The following is a 21408-nucleotide window of genomic DNA, read 5'->3' on the forward strand; positions in this document are numbered from 1 at the left end:
GGAGTTCTTCCCTACCCGATGAAGCGCAGGACACCCTCGGCGATCATCGTCGAGGCCAGGTAGGTCGAGACGATCACGACGATGCCCACCGGGATGATCTTCCAGCCGATCTGGCGCAGCAGCGGGATGTCCTTGCCGATGCTCAGGCCCGCGACCGCCAGCATCATGGTGATCACCGACAGGAAGTCCACGCTGGAGGACACCTCCAGCAGCCACGGCGCCACCGGGGAGGCCGGCACCGTCAGCAACGTGCCCACCGTGATCACCACGATGATCGCCGGCAGTTTGCCGCGCGTCAGCTTCGCCACCCCGATACCCGCGGCGGTCAACAGGCTGATCGCCACGAAAGTCAGGACCATGTCCCAGGAGAAACTCCCCGAGGACACCACCGACACCACCACGCCGGCGACGCTGATGATCAGCAGCGACACCCACAACGGCAGCTTGACCAGCGGGGCGTCCGTCACCGCGGTGGCCAGCGCCTCGGAGGACTTCAGGGCCTTCGACGACGGCGCCGATGTCGCGCCGGTCTCCCCGTCACCCTGGCGCCGCGTGAGGAAGCGGTAGAAACGGTCCGCCAGCGGCAGGGCCACCCACATCCCCAGGTACACCCCGGCGATCGAGGCGATGAGGTTCGCCGTGGTGCTCAACGCCAGGATCTGGTCGGCGAACTCCGGGTGCGCCGCGGTCACCGAGGCCGACCCAGCGGCCATCATCGAGCCCGAACCCACGCCCGCGCCCATCGCCAGCGCCCGCCAGTCGAAGATGCCCAGCGAGGACGCCAACGAGGCGATCATGCTGATGATCACCGCACCGAACACCGAGCCGAAGATGTACATCGACAGCACGCCACGGTACTGCTGCGAGTTCGTTCCGAAACGTTCCGTGACCATGGCGAAGGCACCCTCACGGTCGACGGAGAACGTGGCCCCGACCGTCGCCGAACCCATGCGCAGCATCACCGCCAGCGGCAGGGCCAGGCAGATCGGGCCGATGATGTTGCCCACCTCCTGCAGCAGCAGCGCCGGGCCGGCGTCCAGCAGGAAGGGGATGTTCGGGCCCAGGGTGAAGGACAACCGGGCGACGAGGACGAGCACCGCCACACCCATGATCACGTTCGCCACGTGCTGCAGGTCGACCGGCAGCGGGCGCACACGCTGCACCGACACCACCACCCCCATCGCCAGCGCCCAGATCATCGGCAGCAGTGTCAGCGCGGCGACACCGAGCGAGATCTCCAGCGTGCCGATGGCCTGGGCGACCGCGGCGATGACCACGACCAGCCCGCCGACCAGCCACAGGCCGCGGTCACGCAGCCCCGGGGCGATGATGCGCGGCGGCGCCGCGGCGTCCTGCGTGGTGTCCTGCGTCGTCGTGTCTACCGGTGGTGTCGGTGGTGTCTCGCTCATGGCTTCGGTCTCTTCTCGTGGTGAGTTCCTGCGGTGTGAGGGCCGTGGTCGTCATCCTTGCGGCCGCCCGTCCCCGACGCGCGGGGATGGCGCGAAAGTACTCGACCATGCCCCCGCATGCGTCCGTCATGCAGGATATGACCACCAATCTGGGGCCATATGCAGGATCAGGCGGAAAACTCCTCACGGGACGGGGACGGTACGCCCTGTCGCGTCACCGTCGGCGTCGAGCACGTGGCCGAGATGCTTCAGCGAACGCAGCACCACCGACCGGTCCACGATGCGCACCCCGGGCAGCCGCTCCTCCAGCACCGCCTCCAGCCGGTTGACGTCCAGCAGGGACCGCAGCCACGCCGCCATGATCACGTTGTACTCACCGGTCGCGGTGACGACCAGACGTACCTCGTCGATCCGGCTGAGCAGCGGGCCGACCTTCGCCAGCTTGTCCGCGGAGACCTGCAGGAAGTACCACACCGACACCGGCCACGGCGTCCGGGCCCGGGCCACGTCGACCCGGATGATGTAGCGGTCGGTCGAGGTCAGCGCGGCGACGGCCTCGCGGGCCTTGCGCGCGGTGATGCCCGCCGCCGCGGCGATGTCGGCGGTGGACGCCCGGCCGTCCACCGCCAGGGCGTCCAGCACGCCGGCGCGTTCGGCGGAACTCAGCCGCGGCATCGTCGGCGAGGTCGCCGGACGCACCCGCCGGTGGATCTCGGCGACCTCGTCCTTCGACAGTGCCCGCAGCCGCCACTCGCGCGCATCAGTGACGATCTGCGACACCAGGTGGGTGCGCACCCGCCGCACCCCGTCGAGGCGGCGCACCCGGTCCAGCGTCCAGTCCGCCAGGCCCGTGGTGCCCTGGGTCTGCAGGGTGACCATGATGTCGCGCGCGCCGGCGGTGAAGTCGATGGTGAACGCACTGCGCTCGGCGACCAGCGCGTCGGCGACGTCGACGGTGCGTTCCGGACGGCACTCGATCTCGATCAGGGCGATGACCGCGTCGGCGTCGCCGCCGTAGCCGGTCACGTACACCACCCCGTCGGCGCGCAGCTGCGCCCACCGCCGCGCCAGGGTCACCGGGTCCGCGCCCACCACCGGCGCCAACGCCGCCCACGGTGCGCGCGGGGCGACCTGGAGCGCGTGAACAATGCGCTCGTCGAGGGTGCTGAGACCCATTTCCTGCGTGTTGTCGTCCATTTTCGTCACTTCCCTGCCCCGTACCGCCAGAATTGATCGTGTTCACTACCTTAGCCCCGTAACACCGCCCCACCGCCGTACCGCCCAGGAGCACCCATGAACGAGAACGTCACCGCACGCATCGACGCCCACCGCGACCGTCTGCTGGAGATCAGCCACACGCTGCACGCCAACCCGGAGCTCGCCTTCGCCGAGCACGACTCCGCCGCCCTCGTCGCCGCCGAACTGCGCGACGCCGGCTTCGACGTTTCCGTCGGCGTCTACGGTCTCGACACCGCCATCGAGGCCACCTACGGTTCCGGCGAGTTCGTCGTCGCCGTCTGCGCCGAGTACGACGCCCTGCCGTCCATCGGCCACGCCTGCGGCCACAACATCATCGCCACCGCCGGACTCGGCGCGGCCCTGGGCCTGGCGGAGATCGCCGACGAGGCCGGCATCCGGGTCAAACTCCTCGGCACGCCCGCCGAGGAGCACGGCGGCGGAAAGGTGCTCATGCTGCGCGAGGGCGCCTGGGAGGACGCCACGATCTCGCTGATGGTCCACGGCGGGCAGGACGCCGGCGACGGTGCCGACGCCCGCTGCAGCGACTTCACCAGCCAGGCCGTCGACCGCTTCAAGGTCACCTACACCGGCACACCCGCCCACGCCGCGGCCGCCCCGCAGAAGGGCGTCAACGCCCTCGACGCCGCGACGATCGCCCTGACCAGCATCGGACTGCTGCGCCAGCAGCTCGCCGACTCCGTGCGCGTGGCCGGCGTGCTCACCGAGGGCGGCCACGTCACCAACATCATCCCGGACCACACCGAGGTCGACGCCGAGGTCCGCGCCTTCGACATGGACGTCCTGGAGGACGCCAAGCGCCGGGTGATGAACTGCTTCGAGGCCGGCGCCCTGGCCTCGGGCTGCTCGTGGGAGTGCGAGCCGACCGAGCCGCGCTACGCCAGCCTGGTGCAGGAGCCGCTGCTCGCCGACGCCTGGAACACCGCCCTGGTCGACCTGGGACGCACCGTCGCCGCGCACCCCGGCAACGTCGGCGGGTCCACCGACATGGGCAACGTCTCCCAGGTCGTCCCCTCGATCCACCCGATGATCTCCCTGCTCGGCCACGAGGCCCCGCCGCACACCGTCGGTTTCGCCGCCGCCGCGGCCACCCCGGCCGGCGACGAGGCCGCGATCGTGGCGGCCAAGGGCCTCGCCCTGGCCGCCGCCACCGTGGCCACCACCCCCGAAACCAGGGCTGACCTGCTGGCACGCCAGGCGGCGCGGCCCGTGGGGGCCACCACGGTAGAGTCCTGACGATGTCAGCTACGTCGGTCACCGCGGGTACATCGATCGAGTCGGTGTACGTCTCCGCACTCGACCTGTTCTCCATCGGCATCGGCCCGTCGTCGTCCCACACCGTGGGGCCGATGCGCGCCGGTGCGGACTTCGCACGTCGCGCCGCCGCCCTGCCGGGCCTCACGCGGGTACGCGTGCAGCTCTACGGCTCGCTGTCGGCGACCGGACACGGCCACGGGACGCCGGACGCCGCGGTCGCCGGGCTCGCCGGCGCGCAGCCGGAGACGTGCGACCCCGACGCCGTCCGCGGCGCCTGGGGCAGGCTGAACGACGACTCCCACCTGCTGGTCGACGGCACCGTGGACGTGCCCTTCACCCGTGACGACGTGGTCCTCAACGCGCCATCCTCGGGCCTGCGCCACCCCAACACCATGGTGCTGCAGGCGTGGACGGACGGGGAGGCACCTGCCGAACCCGCACTGGAGGAGACCTACCTCTCCGTCGGCGGCGGGTTCATCGAGCGCGTCGGCGAGCAGGGTTCCGGGGAGACAGGCGACAACGGCACCCCCACCGGCCCAGGCTTCCGCACCGCCGCCGAACTCCTCGCCCTGTGCACCGACGGGCGCAGCGTCGCCGACGTCGCCTGGGCCGCCGAGTGCGCCCGCCGCGACCCCGACGAGGTCACCGCCGGACTCGACGCCATCTGGGCGGCGATGCGCACCTGCGTGGACGCCGGCCTGCACACCGACGGCGTCCTGCCCGGACGCCTGCACGTCCCCCGACGCGCCGCGGCCATGCGCCGCCGACTGGAGGACGACCCGGCATCCGCCGTCGACGCCTGGCTGCACGTCTACGCCCTGGCCGTCAACGAGGAGAACGCCGGCGGCGGACGCGTGGTCACCGCCCCCACCAACGGTGCGGCCGGCATCATCCCCGCCGTCCTGCACTACATGTGGCGAACTACTCCGGACGCCACCCTGCGCGACGTGCGCACCTTCCTGCTCACCGCCGCCGCCGTGGGCTCGCTGATCAAGGCCAACGCCTCGATCTCCGGGGCCGAAGGCGGCTGCCAGGCCGAGGTCGGCTCCGCCTGCGCGATGGCCGCCGCCGGTTTCTGCGCCGTACGCGGCGGCACCGCCGCCCAGGTGGAGAACGCCGCCGAGATCGCCGTGGAACACCACCTCGGCCTGACCTGCGACCCCATCGGCGGACTGGTGCAGATCCCCTGCATCGAACGCAACGCCGTCGCCGCGTCCACCGCCGTCACCGCCGCCCGCCTGGCACTGGCCGGCGACGGCTCCCACATCGTCTCCCTCGACGCGGTCATCCAGACCATGCGCGAGACCGGTGCGGACATGAACGACAAGTACAAGGAGACCAGCCGCGGCGGCCTGGCCGTCAACGTGGTGGAGTGCTGAAGACACGCGCCTCGCGCGCCTCACGCGCCGCACCCACCCTGTCCCAGATCGCGCTGCCCGCCACGAACGCCAGGCACGTCACCCCGAACAGCGGGGCGACGAACCCGTAGGCCACCAGCGCGACGACGAGCACCACGGTCCCGGCGGTGGGGCGCTCCCAGCCTGTCCCGCCCACGTTCTTGCGCGGCGGCCCGGCGAGGCGTCCGACGGGCCTGCGCCGCCACCACATCGCGTAGCCCCAGCACACCATCGCGATGATCGCCGCCGCCAACGCGCCGAGCACCAGCTGGTTCGGCAGGCCGAACAACGTGCCCATGTGCAGCTGGATCAGCCAGCCGGTCGCCATGGCCGCCACCGGCCAGTCGGCGAAGTCCAGACGCTCGGTCACCTCGCCGGTGGCCCAGTCGATCGCCACGGCGTCGTTGGTCAGCCGGTAGGCCACCCGGTCCTCCGTCGCCGTCCACGCCTGCCCCTCCGCGCTCGGCGGGGTGATCGTCACCGGCGTGCGCAGCTCCTCCACCGCCGTCTCCGCGACGCGGTCGACCGAACCCTGGTTCAGGCCGCTGACCCGCACCGGGGAGGACGCCCCGGCCGCCCCGCCGTGCCCGGCGTGGCCGGCGTGGCCACCGGAAGCGGCGCCGGCGGCGTCCGGTGCGTCCTGAATCCCCGGCAGCGACGCCGACACCGACGGCGTGCCCCAGCTCAACTTCTCCCGCACATCCCCGATCGTGCTGCCCGCCACCGACGACCAGGTCAGCCCCGTCACCGTGAGGAACACCATGCCCACGGCCACGAGCGTGCCCGTCGCCCCGTGCAGGCGCATCGTGCGCGTACGGCCGCGACCGCCCGTGCGCAGCATCGCCCGCAGCCTGGCGGTGGACGCTCGGCCCGACTTCTGGCCCGACTTCTGGCGCCGCCACCACATCACCACACCGCCGACGGCCAGCACGCCCAGCCAGCTCGCCGCGGTCTCCGAGTACAACCGGCCCGGCTCGCCCAGCCACGCCGTGCGGTGGCCCTCGGCGATCCACTGGCGCAACGGCAACGACCCGGCACTGCCGTACTGGGTGGTGTCGCCGGTGACCTCGCCGGTCCACGGGTCCAGGAACACCGCCTGCACCGTGGACTCCGGCAGCTCCGGGTCGGTGAACAGGACGCGGGTCGTCTCGTCATCGTCGCCGAGGCGCACCCCGGCCAGCGCCAGGTCCGGGTGCTCGGCCTGCGCGGTGTCCACCAGGTCGCTGACCGGCAGACGTTGCCCCGCTCCCGCACCATCCGGCGCCTCGGCGGTGAGCATCGAGTGGTTCATCACCTGCTCCACCGTGGGGGCGAACGCGTAGAGCAGACCCGTCACCGAGGCGATGAGGATCAGCGGGGCGCACAGCACCCCGGCGAAGAAGTGCAGGCGCTTGAGCAGCCCGTTCATCTGGCGGTCGTCGGTGCGCGCCGTGGCGCGGCCGGGCGGTCGGAGAGAGTCGGGAAGAGTTGAGGTCACGGTGCAGTTGTCGGATCTGCAGCCCCTCCGGTTCCGGACCCTCCCGCCGTGGGGGTGTCACCGGGCACACCGCAGCACCCCCGGACGTGATCCCGGCGACGGTCCGGAACTCTTCTGACGACAGAACCGACTAGTAGTGTGACCCGCAACAGCGACTACCTCCACACCTTCCAGGAGTGTTCCCATGACCGTCACCACGACGCGACGCCTCGCCGCCGCCTCCCTCGCCGGCGTCCTCGCCCTCGGCCTCACCGCCTGCGGCAACGACGACGACAGCGGCGACAGCAGTGCAGGCAGCTCCAGCAGTGCAGCGTCGGCGACCACGGACCAGTCAGCCGAGCAGTCAGCCGAGCAGTCGACGGACGCGCTCACCCTCACCGACGGCTACGTCGGCGCGAAGGACACCGAGACCTCCATGACCGCCGTCTTCGGCGAGCTGACCAACACCACCGACGAGGACATCCACCTCACCCGCGTCACCGGTGACCTGGAGGGCGTCTACCAGTTCCACGAGACCGTCGACGGCATCATGCAGGAGACCGAGGACGGCGTCACCGTGCCCGCCAACGGCAGCATCACGATGGAACCCGGCAGCAACCACATCATGATCATGGAGAACAACGACGAGATCGCCGCCGGCGACGCCCTCACCCTGACCCTCACCGCCGAGGACGGCACCACCTACGAGGTCGCCGACATCCCCGTGCGCGTGCAGCAGTCCGCCCACGAGGACTACGGCACCGGCGACACCGACGATGCGGCTGAGCACGACGAGCATGCCGGGCACTAGTCCCCACCGCGTCACCCGCCGCGGCTTCCTCGGAAGCCTCGGCACCCTCGGCGTGCTCGGCGCGTCCGCCGCCGTCACCACGTCCTGCGCGCAGGACGCCGGCGGGACGCAGGACGCCGCAGCGTCCGGCGCGGCCGGGCCGTCCTCCGTGCCCTTCGACGGTGCGCACCAGGCCGGCGTGGCGACCGCGCCGCAGGCGCACAACACCACCGTCGCGTTCACCCTGCGCGACGGTGCCGACCGCACCACCGTGCAACGCCTGCTGCGCATCTGGACCGGTGATGCCCGACGCCTCTGCTCCGGCGACCCCGTACTCGCCGACCTGGAACCCGAGCTCGCCAGCGACCCCGGGAACCTCACCGTGACCTGCGGCTTCGGCCGCGGACTCTATGAGGCCGCCGGGATCGCCGACAAGGCGCCGTCCTGGCTGAAACCCCTGCCCCACTTCACCGGCGACGCCCTCGACGACACCTGGGGCGGACGCGACGTGGTCCTGCAGATCTGCGGCGACGACCGCACCACCGTCTCCCACGCGCTGCGCGTCCTCGTGCGCGGCGGCGCCGACCACGCCCGGCCGTCCTGGAGCCAGACCGGCTTCCTCGACATCCCCGTGCACGACGGCGACCCCGGCACCCCGCGCAACCTCTTCGGCTTCAAGGACGGCACCGTCAACCCGCGCTCCGACGCCGAGTTCGACGCCCAGGTGTGGAACGACGACGGCGGGACCTGCATGATCGTGCGCCGCGTGGCCTTCGACATGCCCGAGTGGGAGTCCGTGGACCGCGGCACCCGCGAGGTCGCCATGGGACGCACCATCGTGGAGGGCGCCCCGCTGAGCGGCGGCGGCGAGTTCAGCGACGTCGACGTGAACAAACTCGGCCACGACGGCCTGCCCCTGATCGACACCCACTCCCACGTGGCGATGGCCACCTCGCGCAACGGCGACGCCGAACGCATGCTGCGCCGCGCCTACAACTACGACCTGCCCGTCACCGCCGGGCCCGCCGGCCTGCAGGACGCCGCGTTGATCGACCTCTCCGACACCGGACTGATCTTCACCTGCTTCCAACGCGACCCGGACACCGCGTTCATCCCGGTGCAGCGCCGCCTCGCCGACGGCGACCGGCTGAACGAGTGGATCACCCACGTCGGCTCCGCCGTGTTCCACGTGCCCGGCGGGACGACCGAGGACGAGTACTGGGGTGAGTCGCTGCTGGGGTGAGTGGGGTTCGTTGGGTGGGCTCGGTTACGGCCGACCCCGCGTCGCGTACAGGATCCGGGCGTTCCGTGGCACGGGAGGCCCTGATCCGGCACGCGACGCGGGCTGAGGGCTCAGGGTGAACATGTACTCTTCGCATATGCTCCACAGACTTCGTGCCGGACGCACCACACTCGCCGGCCTCGCCCTGCTCGCCCTCCCGCTCGCCGGATGCTCCACCGACGACGACGCCCCGCCGACCGTGACGTCGTCCATGACCAGCACGACCAACACGAGTACGACGAGCACGACCTCCGCCGCCCAGCCGAACCCGACGACCGGCGGGGTCGTGGACGAACCGGCACCCCAGCCCGCGACGGATCCTGAGCCCGCCCCGCAACCGGCCCCCGCCCCCGTCCCGGAGGTGCCACAGGTGCCCCAGACCCCTGAGATCACCGGCCCTCAGCTCGGTGACCAGTGCATCGGCGCGGACATCGGGCGCACGGCCGTCGCCGCCGACGGCACCGCGATCATGTGCGACAACTACATGTGGCAGCTCAACCAGGGGCAGACGCCGAACCACCCGTGGGTCGACGGGCAGATCGCCTGGTCGGAGTGCCTGGAGACCAACACCGCCGAGCAGTGCCGGGAGTTGCTCAACGACTGACGCCGTTCAGCCCGGCGTCACTCACATCAGGAAGACGAAGCAGAAGACCGTGGCGATGATCATCGCCGCCATGAACAACAACGTCACCACGTCGGCAGTGGAGGAACCGGGGACCTCCTGGCGCTCGTACTCCTCCCACTCGTCGTCAGCGGCGTCGATGTCGTCAACGTTCTCGACGTTGTCGACCCCCTCGACGTACTCCCCCTCCAGATTCTCCGCGTCAAAAGACTGCGACTGCGACATCACGACACCAACCCAATTACCTCGTAGACGACCGTGCCGATGAGGATCACGAACATGACCGCCATGAACCACGTGTAGACCCATTTACCCTTGTGGTCGGTCTTCCAGAACCGACGCATGCTCACCGTCCCGTTCACCATGGCCAGCACGCACAGGGTGATGCTGAGCGGTGTGGCGACCATGCCCGCCGCGCTGATGACGGGCACGAGGATCGGCACCAGCAGGTAGGTGATCGTGCAGCGCACCGCGGAGAACACGATGGCCCAGCGGAACGCGCGGTGCGCGCCGGCCAGGGCCTCCATGTCGATCCGGTCGATCTCCTTGACGCGCAGCAGCCGGAGCATGAACCGGTCCGCGGCGGACACGGACCGCTCCCGTGCGGGCGCGGCAGGAGTGCCGGACACGGCAGTCGCGGCAGGAGTGCCGGCGTCACCGGCACCGTCGGCCGCCGCGGCCGGGACATGGCTGATTGTGGACATGTCCCCCAGATTAGCTTCTCCGGTGGGCAGGGTCATATCTGCGAGGTGCGGGCACGGGCCTCCCGCCCGCCGACGCCGCAGACTGCGGTGGCCCGCCCCGCTCCCGGCTATCCTCAGGTGCGGAACACCCCACCATCCCCGCGACAGAAAGCAGCCGACACCTTGGGACGCCACCACGCCCCCGCCCCCGCGAGGAAGAACAGGAACGCGCAGGACGCACCGGACGCACCAGCGTCCGACGCAGCGTCCGACGCCTCTGCGGCGCCGCACACGCCGCACGGCGCACACGGTCACAGCCACGTGCACAGCCACGGACCGTCCGACGACCGTCCGCTGCGCGAGCGCATGCACCCGCGCAACCTCGACCCGCGCGCCGTCGTGTGGACGCTTCCGCGCTCGATCCTCTTCATCGTCCTGGTGGCCGGTTTCGTCGCCACCGCCGTGGCCGTGGTGATGCAATGGCCGCAGGGTGAGCCGGAGACCGGCGACAACTTCCACCAGACCTCGGGCCTGGCGCAGGAGGTGTCGACCGGCACCGTCGCCCTGGAGACCACCGGGGCGTGCAACTCACCGTCGATCGGGCGGTCCTTCGACACCTCCCCACCGTCGGCGCACCCCAGCGCCAACGGTGCGGACGCCACGACATGCGACCAGGTCATCGTGGACATCACGTCCGGACCCGAAGAGGGACGCCGCACCCTGCTCGCCGTCACCGACTCCGAGGGGTCCGCCGACCTGCCCGTGGGCCAGGACATCCTGATGACCACCGGAACCACCGAGGACGGCTCGCACACCTACGGTTTCCAGGACTACGAGCGCACCACCCCGGTGTGGATCTGGCTGCTGCTCACCGTGGTGGCGATCGTGGTGGTCGGTGCGTGGCGCGGCTTCCGCTCGATCCTGGGGCTCGGGGTCACGCTCGGGATCTTCGGGGTCTTCCTGCTGCCCGCCCTCGCGCGCGGCGGTGACCCGGTGCTGCTGGCGGTGACGGCGTGTTCGGCGGTGCTGTACCTGGCGTTGTTCCTGGTGCACGGGATGAGCTGGAAGACGGCGTCCTCCCTCGGCGGCACGTTGGCGGCGATGCTGGTGGGCACCGCGCTGGCGTGGTTGGCGATCGACACCAACCAGCTGCGCGGGCTGGCCGACGAGAACAACATGCAGATCATGCTGTACCTGCCCGGCCTGTCGATCAGCGGGCTGCTGCTCGCCGGGTTCATCATCGGCACCCTGGGTGTGCTCAACGACGTGACCGTGGCACAGGCCTCCACCATCGCCGAGCTGAGGCAGCTGGACCCGACCGCTTCGAACCTGCGCCTCTTCGGCACGGCGATGCGGGTCGGACGCGACCACCTGGCCTCCACGGTGTACACGCTGGTGCTGTCCTACGCCGGTGCCGCACTGCCGCTGCTGGTGCTGCTCAGCGTGTCCGGACGCGACCTCGGACACATCCTGACCTCCGACATCATGGCCACCGAGCTGATGCGCTCGGTCACCGGTTCCTTGGCCCTGGTCGCCGCGGTGCCGCTGACCACCGCGATCGCGGCGGTGACGACGTCGTCGGTGTGGCGGCAGAAACAGCCCCGGAAGCAGACCCAGTCGCACTGATTCCCGCGTGTGCCGTTCCGGCAACCCGTGTTGCCGCCGCGCCCGCGGCGCAGCAAGATCGTGGTCATGAGAGCACACGACATCATCATCATCGGCGGTGGCGCGGCCGGTCTCAGCGCCGCCGAGCTGCTGGGACGCGCCCGCCGCGACGTCCTCGTCATCGACTCCGGCGCCCCGCGCAACCGCTTCGCCACGAACATGCACGGCGTCCTCGGCCACGACGGCCTGCCCCCGCTCGACCTGCTGGAGAAGGGACGCACGGAGCTGGCGTCCTACGGCGTCTCACTGACCACCAACGACATCGCGTCGGTCACCGAGGTCGTCCGCGGCCTGAAGGTGACCTGCGCCGACGGCACCGTGGAGTACGCCCGCGCCGTCCTCGTGGCCACCGGCATCGACGACGTCCTCCCGGAGATCCCGGGTCTCGCCGGGCACTGGGGCGACAGCGTCTTCCAGTGCCCCTACTGCCACGGGTGGGAGCACCGCGACCAGCGCATCGGCGTCCTGGCGTCCTCCCCCATGCTCTTCGGGTACGCCCAGCTCCTGCGGAACTGGACCGCGGAACTCACCGTCTTCGTCACCGCGCAGGACGTCGCGGACGCCCTCGACGACGCCACGCGCCAGCGCCTCGAGGCGCGCGGCGCCACCATCGTCACCTCACCGGTCGCCGAGGTGCTCTCCACCGACGGTGCGCTCACCGGCGTGCGCACGCAGGACGGCGCCGTCCACGCGATCGACGCGATCGGGCTGCACCCGGAGGCGCGGCCGCGGGACACCTTCCTCGCCCCGCTCGACCTGCAGCGCACCGAGCTGCCCGGCATGGGCTCCTTCCTCGCCACCGACGAGTTCGGACGCACCAGCCACCCGCGCGTGTGGGCCGCGGGCAACGTGATCGACCCGCGCCTGAACGTGCCCGCCTCCACCGGGCAGGCCTCGATGACCGCCGGCATGCTCAACACCACTCTGGTCACCGAGGACACCGACAACGCCGTGCACGCGCTCACGATGCCGACCTCGCACGACGCCTGGCCGGACGTCGCCGACGACGACTTCTGGGAGGAGACCTACGCCCAGGCCCCGCCGCGCTGGTCGGGACGCCCGAACTCTGCCCTGGTCCGGGTGCTCACCGAGGAGCTCGGGGCCACGCGTGGCCGTGCCGTGGACATCGGCTGCGGCGAGGGCGCGGACACGATCTGGCTCGCGCGGCAGGGCTGGGACGCCCTGGGCGTGGAGGTGTCGTCCACCGCGGCCCAGCGCTCGCGGGACGCTGCTGTCGCCGCCGGTGTCGACGGTGTGCGCTTCACCGACACCGGCGTGCTGGGGATCCCCGAGGGGGAATGCTTCGACCTGGTCACCGCCAGTTACCTGCACGCCCCCTCGCAGGATCGGCGCTCCTCCCTGCTGCTCAACGCCGGTGAACTGGTCTCCCCCGGCGGCCACCTGTTCATCCTGTCGCACGTGATGCCCGACGCCGCGCCCGAGGAGTCCGGTGCCGTCGACGCCCTGGGCTTCGACCTCGACGCCTGGGAACTCGTCCGCGACGAGACGGTGGATCGCGCGGTCATCGGTTTCGACGGCGAGATCGGCGGCCACCCGGACCGTGTCGTGCTGCTGCGCCGGAGGTAGGTGCTGCACTGCCCACCTTGAGCCCTCAGGTCGTTTTCCGGCCCCGTCAGCGACCTGAGGGCTCAAGGTGCCACGCTGACCCCCATCCTCCCCGTCACTCCGCCCGCTACCCGGGAGATTATTGGTTCCAGCCTCCCGTGGCAGGTCAATGCGACGGTGACGCCGGCTGCAGAGCCGGGCGTCCTAGCCGGTCACACCGGTCAGCTCGTTCGGGGTCCGAGGCAGTTCAGCGGAGGCCAGGATCTCGCCGGTGGACAGGTCGACCACATGCAGCTCGTTGGTGGACGGTTCAGAGACATAGGCCCGGTCCCCCTGCACGAACAGGGTGGGACGTGCCTCCTGCCACTCCACCGGCTCCTCCCACTCGTCGATAACATCCCACGCATCGGTTTCCTGACCGCTCTCCGGGTCGATGACGTGCAGTTTTCCGTCCGTGCCCAGTACCAGAGCCTCACCCTCCGGCCCGCGGGCCAGCGAGCGGAAGCTGTAGGACGTCCCCAGCTCGACGAGCTGCGCGGTGTTGTCCTCGGTGTTCGTCAGCTTGATCCTGGTCGGACGCTCGAGTTCCGCGTCCTCGTCCACCTTGTAGTCACCGAGCACTACGGGAGATTGCTCGGAGCCCGCTTGGTTACCTGTCCGCCCGTAGTTGTCCTCTGCGTCGATCTTGGTGAACCCGCCGTCCTTGTAGACCAGCACACCGTCCTCGCAGCCGAAGGAGACCGCCTCGCCCGCTGCGGTCGCCTCACCGTGCACGCCTTCGCAGTCGTTGCTGGAGGCGATCTCTTCACCGTCGGGACTGAGGGCAACAACGGTGTCCCGGTATTCCTCCGTCCCCTCGGTGTGCAGCAGGGTCCCGTCCGAGAGCTCGACGGCGACACCGTGGTGGGGGTCGTCCGTCTCCTGCACTGTCGGCTCCGGAACATCGTCGCCGTCACCACCGGAGATGTCCAGGAAGTCCTCGGCCTTGAACAGCTGGATCTTACCGTCGCCGTCGCCGAACAGGGCGACGTTGCCGTCATGACTGACCACGTGACCAGGGGTGTCGGTACCGAAGACGGTGTCGGTGAGGACGGGATCACCGGCGTAGCTGTGGGTGTGGTCGCCGTGCGGCTCGGTCCAGACGCCAACGTCGATGAGCTGGAATCCGTCACCGGTGGACAACAGAACGTGACGACTATCACCGAGCGGGTTCAACCGGTTGAAGCCGTCGATCTTCTCGTCCGAGATCACCTCCAGAGTGTTGGCGTCCAGCGTGAGGTAGCCACCGTCATAGGTGGTGAGGATGCGTGGCTCCGCCGCATCGACCTCCTGTACTTCGGCAGCAGGTTCATCGCCGTGGTCGTGCCCGCCGTGTGACGTCTCCTCGGTCGAGGTGCTGTCGCTACTGCCGCCGTCGTCGGAGGAACAGGCGGACAGGGCCAGGACGGCGGAGAGGCTCGCCGCCACCGCAGCGGTGGCGCTGCGGCGGATGCGGCGTGGGTTGTGAATCAGGAATGTTGAGGACATGAATGGGTCTCCTTCTTGAGGGGCAGATGAAAGTCAGGTGTCAGCTGAGCGCATCACTGATGCGCTCGGCGTTGGTGCGTTGCATGTCGATGTAGTTCCCTGCCCCGCCGTCGGGCTCGGTGAGCGACTCGGTGAACAGGGGGACGACGTCGACGGTGATTCCGGCCTCGTCGGCGAGGACGTCGGCGAGGCGCTGGGGCTGGGAGGAATCGGCGAAGATCGCCGGGACACGGTTGTCACGGATGGTGGTGCTCAGGTCCCGCAGGTCCGCCGCCGACGGTGCTGCCAGGGTCGTGCCACCGGGAACGACCGTGCCGAGCACGTCGTAGCCGAAGCGGTCGGCGAGATAGCCGAACACGTGGTGGTTGGTCACCAGTTTCCGGCGGTCCTCCGGCACGGAGCCCAGGAGCTCCGTCACCCCGGTGTCGAGGTCGTCCAACTCCGCTCGGTATGCCTCGGCGGAGGACCGGATCTCTTCGCCGACGTCACTGTCGACCGCACCCGCCAGGCGGTCTGCGATGATGTCGGCGGCGGTGACCATGCGGCCGGGATCCGTCCAGAAGTGCGGGTCGAGGTCTCCCTCGTCCCCGCCCGAGGCGTAGGGCAGCGGGTCGATCTCGTCACCGACCTCGAGGACGTCGACCCCCTCGTCACGGGCGTTGTCGAGGTTCGATCCAAGTCCTTCCTCGAGCCCGAGGCCGTTGGCGACGATGAGATCGGCCTGCTGCATGTCCCCGGCCTCACGGGCGGAGATGCCGAAGGAGTGTGGGTCGGCGTTCGGCTTCATCAGTACCCGGACATCCGCGGCATCGCCGACGAGCCGGGAAACGACGTCACCGAGGATGTTCGTGGTGACCACGATGCTCGGACGGTCGGCGTCACTGCCACAGGCCACGAGGACGGATGCGAGCGCTCCGGAGACCAGTGCTGCGGTGAGAATCCGGAGACGGTTCATCACTTGTCTCCTGTCACGGCGATTGCCGCCGGGTGTCCACCGACGTCGACGCTGCGGGCTTCGCGCAGGTTGTCGCGCACATCGAGCTCGGAGACCGTGCCAGCTGCAGGATCGGAGACATATCCGCGTTCCCGGGTGAGGGCGACCGACGGAACCGTGTCGCCTCCGCCGTCCACCAGCTGTCGCTGCGCGGTGACCTCGCCGGAGCCGGCGTCGACCACATATCCCGTGCCGTCCTCGTCAACGGCGAAGACGGTCGAGTCGTCCGGTGCGACCGCGGCGGAGACCACCGGGGCGTCGGTATCGGCGGTCCGCCACTCGCCCGATTCCGGGTCGAGGACTCCAAGCCCACCGTCCTCGAACGGTGCGGCCACGAGGTCCCGGCCCGCCACCAGGGACCAGGCGCGACCGTCCGCGTCCTGCGGATACGGGGTGACGGTGGCGTTGAGATCGTCGTCCACCGTGAGGACACCGTCCCCGCAGGCGAAAGCCACGTGGTCACGGAGTCCAACCACCCCGTGGATCTCAGGGCAGGTGAGATCCCCGGTGAGTTCGTCCGACACCTCCTCACCACTGGCGTCGTACAGGGAGATCTCCCCGGGGAGTTCCTCGTCGTCGACTCCGGGGACCGTGGTCAGGACGTGGTCCTCGAAAGGAACTGCGACACCATGGTGGGCACCGACCTCGAAAGAGACGTCCTCGGCCAGTTCTCCGTCACCGAGTCCCTGCCGCGGGAAGACCTTCACCGCGCCGTCGCCGTCGAAGAACATCGCGACCTGCGAACTGTTGGAGACGACATGGCCGGGAGTGTCGCCGTCCACCGTGCCAACCTCGGACGGTTCGGCCCGGTAGTAGTGGCTGTGGTCGCCGTGGTCGACGGTCCACACGCCGGTGTCCGTGACGGTGACACCTGCATCGTCCGCAGTGAACAGGAACCGGCCGTCAGATTCCTTGAGCACGGCGGTCTCAACCCCTTCGGACTCTCCCTGCGCCTCCACGGGGTCTCCCGTCAGCAGGTCGACCAGGGTGATACCACCGCTGTCGGCATCCACGGCGGACAATCTCAGCTGCAGTTCTCTGGCTTCATCAGCTCCTTCGACATAGCCGTGGGGTGTCTCTGCCGTACCGGCGGCAGTGGCCGATTCCGTCCCCGAGTCCTCCGTCCCACAGGCGGACAGTCCCACGACCAGGGTCGGGACGGCGAGAACGGCGGCGAGCCGACCGAACGGGACAGGTGGTCGAGCGCGTGTTCTGCGCTGTAGCGTCATCATTCTCCTCTACTGATAATGATTATCATTTGCATTAGGGGGGCCGACTCTACACAGAACCGCCTTTGCCGCCAACACGACCAGGAAGCTCACACCGCCGAGCAGGGTCACTGTCGCCCCGGCAGCAGTCTCCGCATACCAGCTGACCAGCAGGCCGACGTAGACCTGCACCACTCCGATCGCGGCCGCAACCGCCATGACCCGCCCGATCCCCCGGACCAGCAGCAACGCCGTCGCCGGCGGACCGATCAACAGACCGAAGACCAGCAGTGTGCCGACCACCTGGAACGACGCCACCGTCGCCAGCGCGACGAGAACCAGCATCCCCACGTGAGTCGCCCCGGGACGCATACCGAGGGTGCGTGCCTTGCGCTCGTCGAACGTCAACGCGGTGAACGGTCGGTGCAGTACAACGCAGGCCAGCCCACCGACCATGGCAGCCACTGCGATGACCACGACGTCGCCACGCGTGACACCGAGGACGTCACCGAAAAGGAAGGCGGTGAGGTCCACCGCAAAGGAACCCGAGTGCGACACGACCACCACACCCAGCGACAGCATCGTGATGAACTGCAGGCCGATACTCACGTCCTGCGACAACCGCGACGTACGACTGACCGTCACGACACCCAGGGACATCACCAACGCACTGACGGCCGCCCCGAGCATGAGGTTTCCACCGACGAGCGCCGCGACCGCCACCCCGGGCAGCATGCCGTGACTCATCGCGTCCCCGAAGAACGCGAGCCCCCGGAGGACGACCCATGTGCCGATACACGCACAGAGCACGGCGGCGAACCCGCCGGCCAACAAAGCCCGGAAGACGAACGAGACCTCGAAAGGAGCAATGAGAAGTTCCATTTGATAATGATTACCATTATCATCAAGGAATGCGTGAACCGCTCCACCTCGACAGCATCTCCCACCGCTACGCCCGGGTCCCCACTCTCCGGGACATCACCCTCACGGTCGATCCGGGTACCGTCACCGCCCTCGTCGGCGGCAACGGTTCCGGGAAGTCCACCCTGCTCGGCATCCTCGCCGGCACCCTGCGTCCCACGTCAGGTACCGTCACCGGGGTCCCGGAGAACACGGCTCTGGTCCCCCAGCACAGCGCCGTTCCCGACCTGTTCCCCGTCACCGTCCGCAGGACCGTGTCCATGGGACGTTGGCGGCACCGTGGACTGCTCCGTCCCCTCACCCGGCACGACAGGGCCGTCATCGACACCTCCATGGCACGCATGGGGATCACTGACCTGGCCGACCGCACCCTCGGTGACCTGTCCGGCGGACAGCGCCAGCGCACCTTCATCGCCCAGGGACTGGTACAGCGGGCCCCGCTGCTGCTCCTCGACGAACCACTGTCTTCGGTGGACACCACCACGGTCGCAATGATTGACAGGGCCGTCCACGAGGAGAGCCGGGCCGGCACCACGGTCGTCATCGCAACCCACCACCGCCACCAGGCGGACGGTGCGGACCGGGTCATCGTCCTCGACCACGGGAGGGTGGCGGAACCGGCATAGCCCCCATGCCCCGTCGCACCCTCGCACCTTGAGCCCTCGGGTTGTTTTCCGGCCCCCGTCAGCGACCTGAGGGCTCAAGGTGCCGCGGAGCTACAGGGCCATGAGGTTGCAGGAGGGTCAGGACCATGATGTGGTGTCCGGGAACTCTTCCCTCTCCAAGGAGTTACCGACCATGACCTTCGGCCCCGGCAGGAATCTCTACCCGGAACTCGCGTCCTTCGCCGCGGGAGTCGCACTTGCGATCGTGGCCCACCTCTTGTCCCTCGGATGGTTGTTCATCCTCGGGATCGTCCTCGCCCTGTGCTCTCCCCTGGCTGCGTTCGTCACGCTCACGCTGTCCCGCGCCAGCACGAAGGTGCAGGTCATCCTGTTCTCGGCCGGGATCATCGTCGGGGCGGTGGGGGTCTTCTCCGCCAACGCCACCGCGGACTCCCCGGAGGTCTTCTCCTGGGCCTTACTCATGTACCTGGGCGGCGCGTTCGCACTGTCGACGGCGATGACGCTTCTCCACAGGGGTGCCCGGGCCCGGCGATAGATTCTCCCTCCCCCACCTTGAGCCCTCAGGTCATTTTCCAGCCCCGTCAGCGACCTGAGGGCTCAAGGTGCCGCACTCGCCTTCGCCCCACCGCACCGCCTACGGGATGAGCTCCAGGATGGCGGCGGTCAGGGCCTTGCGCTGCACGTCGGTCAGGGCGTCGTCGTGGACGTGGTCGTGCAGCCACAGGCCGTCGGCGAGGATCTGCACCAGGTACGCCGCGCGCGCCAGGGCGGCGTCCTGCTCACCGACACCGTCACCGTCCACCCCGTCCACGGGCGGCAACCAGCGCCGGTCCACGTCGCGCCAGACCTCCGCGAAGTCGCGGTGGGTGCGCGAGTCCACCTGCAGCAGCAGGTCGGCGCGGGTCGCCGAGCGACTCAGCGACAGCACCATCGCCCGCAGCCGGTCGGCCTGCGACACCTCGGACGCCGGGCCGCCGGCGACGGCGACCAGCTCGTCCTCCCACTGTCCGGCGAGGAACCGGTGCACCCCCAGCATCAGCTCGTGGCGGGAGGGGAAGTGGTAGATCAGCCCCGACTTCGACATGCCGGACGCCTCGGCGAGGGACTCGTAGGTCACCGCGTCCAGGCCGTCGGACTCGATGATCCCGACGGCGGCGCGCAGGATCACGTCCTTCTTACTCGTGCGCAGAGTACTTCGCCTCCTTCGGGTTTCCACGGAAGCACCAGGCAGTCACCAGGGCGGCGACCACAGCGACGATACCCGCGATCACGAGCACCAGCAGGTAGCCGGTGTCGTAGGCGCTCGACGCCGCCGCACCGAACACCGGGTGGTCGACCCCGTGGTCCACGTCGTCGGCCACCTCGGCCGGTGCGCGCAGCGAGTAGAACATCGGCATCAGGCTACCGAGGATCGCCACGGACAGCAGCGTGCCGAACTCGTAGGAGATCGCCTCCACCGAGGACGCCATGCCCGCCTTGCTCTCCGGGGCGGACCCGATGATCGCCGAGGACGACACCGACATCACGCAGCCGGAACCGACACCCACCAGGCCCAGCCCGATGACCGCGGCCCACAGCGGCTGGTCCGGCACGGCCCACACGACCACGGCCACGCCGAGCGCCACCACGGTGAAACCACCGGTGATCAGCGTACGGAAGCCCAGCCGGTGCAGGTTCATGCCGCCGAGGATCGACGCCGGGATCGCCGGGACGGCCGCCGAGGCCACCAGCAGCCCGGCCTCCAGGGGGCTGAAGCCGCCCGAGGTCTGGAAACGCTGGGTGGTCATCAGCTCGGTGCCGGCCAGCACGAACATGGCGAACATGGCCGCCAGGGTGCCGCCGGCGAACATGCGGTCACGGAAGATGCCGAACTCCAGCAGGGCGGGCATCCCCCGGCGGCGCAGCAGCCCCTGACGGTGCGCGAACAGCACCGCACCCAGGACGCCCACCGCGGCGGAGGCCAGGACGAGTCCGCCGGAGCCCTCGGAGTTCGCCAGCTCCTTGATCGCCATCACGGCGCCGACCATGGTCAGCATCGCCCACACCGAGGACAGCACGTCCCAGTGACGGCTCGGGTCGGCCTGGTTCGCCGGGGCGTACACGGCGGTGGCCACGAGGATCACCACGACCACGGGCACGTTGATCAGGAAGACGGTGCCCCAGTGGAAGTGCTCGAGCAGGAACCCGCCGAGCACCGGGCCGGACGCCGCGCCGACGACCGCGATCGACCCCCAGATGCCGATGGCAGTGTTGCGTTCGCGCACGTCGGTGAAGGTCTGCCGGATCAGGGCGAGTGTGGCGGGCATCATCGTGGCCGCACCGAAGCCGAGGACGGCGCGCGCGGCGATGAGCATCCACGCGCTCGGGGAGAAGGCCGCGAGCAGCGATCCCAGGCCGAAGACGCTGACACCGGTGAGGAACATGACCCGGTGGCCGATCTTGTCGCCCAGGGTGCCGGTGCCGAGCAGCAGCCCGACGAGCACCAGCGGGTAGGCGTTGATGATCCACAGTCCCTGCAGTGCGGTGGCGTGCAGTTCGTCGCGCAGCACCGGCAGGGCCGTGTAGAGGATGGAGTTGTCCGCACCCACGAGGAACAGGCCCAGGCTGATGATACCCAGGAAGCTCCAGCGCTGGGCGGGTGTGGTGGCCGCGGCGTTCCCGGTGCCGCCGGTGCCGCCGGACGGACGTCCCACCGTCCGTCCCGTCGCCGTGGTCGTGTCGCTCACTTTTCCTTACCTCCTGCGTTTG

Annotated in this window: 20 protein-coding genes; 9 read left to right on the top strand and 11 right to left on the bottom strand. The window is 69.7% G+C overall.

The genetic code is table 11. From position 1 onward, the window contains the following. Positions 1-11: 11 nt before the first annotated feature. Both ACT3TD_RS05380 and ACT3TD_RS05385 read right to left on the bottom strand, forming a co-directional pair. Entirely contained in the window at positions 12-1409 is a 1398-nt protein-coding gene (locus ACT3TD_RS05380; protein WP_444614924.1) for a DUF3100 domain-containing protein, read from the bottom strand. Between the two features lie 183 nt (positions 1410-1592). Then, positions 1593-2606: an AsnC family transcriptional regulator gene (locus tag ACT3TD_RS05385; protein WP_441579027.1), complete on the bottom strand. Its 1014-nt coding sequence runs from the start codon at positions 2604-2606 to the stop codon at positions 1593-1595. A gap of 96 nt (positions 2607-2702) precedes the next feature. Here ACT3TD_RS05385 and ACT3TD_RS05390 point away from each other — a divergent pair, with 96 nt between their 5' ends. Together ACT3TD_RS05390 and ACT3TD_RS05395 are read left to right on the top strand one after the other, a co-directional pair. Continuing rightward, a complete protein-coding gene (locus ACT3TD_RS05390) occupies positions 2703-3902 on the top strand; it encodes an amidohydrolase (RefSeq protein WP_441579026.1) in 1200 nt (399 codons plus the stop codon). A gap of 2 nt (positions 3903-3904) precedes the next feature. Continuing rightward, positions 3905-5302 (top strand): L-serine ammonia-lyase, encoded by a 1398-nt coding sequence (locus tag ACT3TD_RS05395; protein WP_441579025.1) that lies wholly within the window; start codon positions 3905-3907, stop codon positions 5300-5302. Here ACT3TD_RS05395 and ACT3TD_RS05400 read toward each other — a convergent pair. Further along, positions 5283-6728, bottom strand: coding sequence for a PepSY-associated TM helix domain-containing protein (locus ACT3TD_RS05400; RefSeq protein WP_444614935.1), 1446 nt, complete (start codon positions 6726-6728; stop codon positions 5283-5285). The genes ACT3TD_RS05395 and ACT3TD_RS05400 overlap by 20 nt on opposite strands. Positions 6729-6981: 253 nt before the next feature. Here ACT3TD_RS05400 and ACT3TD_RS05405 point away from each other — a divergent pair, with 253 nt between their 5' ends. The 3 genes from ACT3TD_RS05405 (at position 6982) to ACT3TD_RS05415 (ending at position 9452) form a co-directional block, all read left to right on the top strand. Further along, complete coding sequence (locus tag ACT3TD_RS05405) at positions 6982-7587, top strand: copper chaperone PCu(A)C (protein ID WP_444614923.1); 606 nt, start codon at positions 6982-6984, stop codon at positions 7585-7587. Next, entirely contained in the window at positions 7574-8809 is a 1236-nt protein-coding gene (locus ACT3TD_RS05410; RefSeq protein ID WP_441579023.1) for a Dyp-type peroxidase, read from the top strand. Before ACT3TD_RS05405 ends, ACT3TD_RS05410 begins: the two co-directional genes overlap by 14 nt. A gap of 136 nt (positions 8810-8945) precedes the next feature. Further along, a complete protein-coding gene (locus ACT3TD_RS05415) occupies positions 8946-9452 on the top strand; it encodes a hypothetical protein (RefSeq protein WP_444614922.1) in 507 nt (168 codons plus the stop codon). 21 nt (positions 9453-9473) lie between these two features. Here ACT3TD_RS05415 and ACT3TD_RS05420 read toward each other — a convergent pair whose 3' ends face one another. Further along, positions 9474-9695 (bottom strand): hypothetical protein, encoded by a 222-nt coding sequence (locus tag ACT3TD_RS05420; RefSeq protein WP_441579021.1) that lies wholly within the window; start codon positions 9693-9695, stop codon positions 9474-9476. After that, a complete protein-coding gene (locus ACT3TD_RS05425; protein WP_441579020.1) occupies positions 9695-10174 on the bottom strand; it encodes a hypothetical protein in 480 nt (159 codons plus the stop codon). The genes ACT3TD_RS05420 and ACT3TD_RS05425 overlap by 1 nt, the downstream gene beginning before the upstream one ends. A 162-nt stretch (positions 10175-10336) precedes the next feature. Here ACT3TD_RS05425 and ACT3TD_RS05430 point away from each other — a divergent pair, with 162 nt between their 5' ends. Both ACT3TD_RS05430 and ACT3TD_RS05435 read left to right on the top strand, forming a co-directional pair. Continuing rightward, entirely contained in the window at positions 10337-11779 is a 1443-nt protein-coding gene (locus ACT3TD_RS05430) for a YibE/F family protein (protein WP_441579019.1), read from the top strand. A 66-nt stretch (positions 11780-11845) separates the two neighbouring features. Then, positions 11846-13405 carry an FAD-dependent oxidoreductase gene (locus ACT3TD_RS05435; RefSeq protein WP_441579018.1) on the top strand — a complete coding sequence of 520 codons (1560 nt, stop codon included), beginning with the start codon at positions 11846-11848 and terminating at the stop codon, positions 13403-13405. Between the two features lie 183 nt (positions 13406-13588). Here ACT3TD_RS05435 and aztD read toward each other — a convergent pair whose 3' ends face one another. The 4 genes from aztD to aztB form a co-directional block, all read right to left on the bottom strand. Then, positions 13589-14911, bottom strand: coding sequence for a zinc metallochaperone AztD (aztD, locus tag ACT3TD_RS05440; protein WP_444614921.1), 1323 nt, complete (start codon positions 14909-14911; stop codon positions 13589-13591). Between the two features lie 40 nt (positions 14912-14951). Further along, entirely contained in the window at positions 14952-15866 is a 915-nt protein-coding gene (gene aztC, locus ACT3TD_RS05445) for a zinc ABC transporter substrate-binding protein AztC (RefSeq protein WP_444614920.1), read from the bottom strand. Then, on the bottom strand, positions 15866-16918 hold the full coding sequence (locus ACT3TD_RS05450) for a hypothetical protein (protein ID WP_441579015.1): 1053 nt from the start codon (positions 16916-16918) through the stop codon (positions 15866-15868). Before ACT3TD_RS05450 ends, aztC begins: the two co-directional genes overlap by 1 nt. Before the next feature lie 225 nt (positions 16919-17143). Then, positions 17144-17995 (bottom strand): zinc ABC transporter permease AztB, encoded by an 852-nt coding sequence (gene aztB, locus ACT3TD_RS05455; RefSeq protein WP_441579014.1) that lies wholly within the window; start codon positions 17993-17995, stop codon positions 17144-17146. A 29-nt stretch (positions 17996-18024) separates the two neighbouring features. On the opposite strand from aztB, the gene aztA reads away from it, so the two are divergent. Next, positions 18025-18660, top strand: a complete 636-nt coding sequence (aztA, locus tag ACT3TD_RS05460) for a zinc ABC transporter ATP-binding protein AztA (protein ID WP_441579013.1) — start codon at positions 18025-18027, stop codon at positions 18658-18660. Positions 18661-18832: 172 nt separating this feature from the next. Next, positions 18833-19195, top strand: a complete 363-nt coding sequence (locus ACT3TD_RS05465) for a hypothetical protein (RefSeq protein ID WP_441579012.1) — start codon at positions 18833-18835, stop codon at positions 19193-19195. Positions 19196-19294: 99 nt separating this feature from the next. Here ACT3TD_RS05465 and ACT3TD_RS05470 read toward each other — a convergent pair whose 3' ends face one another. Then, on the bottom strand, positions 19295-19849 hold the full coding sequence (locus tag ACT3TD_RS05470) for a TetR/AcrR family transcriptional regulator (protein ID WP_441579048.1): 555 nt from the start codon (positions 19847-19849) through the stop codon (positions 19295-19297). Further along, a complete protein-coding gene (locus ACT3TD_RS05475) occupies positions 19836-21353 on the bottom strand; it encodes an MFS transporter (protein WP_441579047.1) in 1518 nt (505 codons plus the stop codon). Before ACT3TD_RS05475 ends, ACT3TD_RS05470 begins: the two co-directional genes overlap by 14 nt. Between the last annotated feature and the right edge of the window lie 55 nt (positions 21354-21408).

It is taken from the genome of Corynebacterium sp. AOP36-E1-14 (genome assembly GCF_052377495.1).
Classification (GTDB): Bacteria; Actinomycetota; Actinomycetes; order Mycobacteriales; family Mycobacteriaceae; genus Corynebacterium.